Origin of the sequence: Arthrobacter sp. M4, from assembly GCF_020251205.1 — a bacterium.
Classification (GTDB): Bacteria; Actinomycetota; Actinomycetes; order Actinomycetales; family Micrococcaceae; genus Arthrobacter.
Genome location: NZ_JAIWYX010000072.1, coordinates 1 through 359, shown reverse-complemented (window position 1 = coordinate 359; position 359 = coordinate 1). Strand labels below are relative to the sequence as shown.

Here is a 359-nt window from a genome sequence, read left to right as displayed (position 1 = left end):
GACGAGCACGTGGGGCTTATCGCCGGGCTTCGCGGTCATCCCTTGACCCCGCTGGCTGCGATGCTGTTTACGAACGCGCGCTGGAATGCGATGAAGAGCGCCACAACCGGGAGTGTGATGAGAGAGGTGTAGGCCATGATCTGGCCCCAGGAGACGTTGAGCTGGAAGAAGTACTGCACGCCGATCATGACGGGACGCAGTTCCTCGCTTTGGACAACCATGAGCGGCCACAGGTAGGAGTTCCACGCGGGCAGGAAGGTCAGGATGGCGACCGTGGCGACTGCGGGGCCGGAGAGCGGCATGACGACCTGGCGGTAGATCTTGAACCATCCGGCGCCGTCGACGCGGGCCGCTTCGTC

1 protein-coding gene is annotated in these 359 nt (G+C 63.8%); it reads right to left on the bottom strand.

What is annotated here, in order from left to right; translation table 11 throughout:
- Positions 1 to 35 precede the first annotated feature (35 nt).
- A partial coding sequence (locus tag LD110_RS23445) for a carbohydrate ABC transporter permease (protein ID WP_225502343.1) occupies positions 36 to 359 on the bottom strand: 324 nt, incomplete at its 5' end.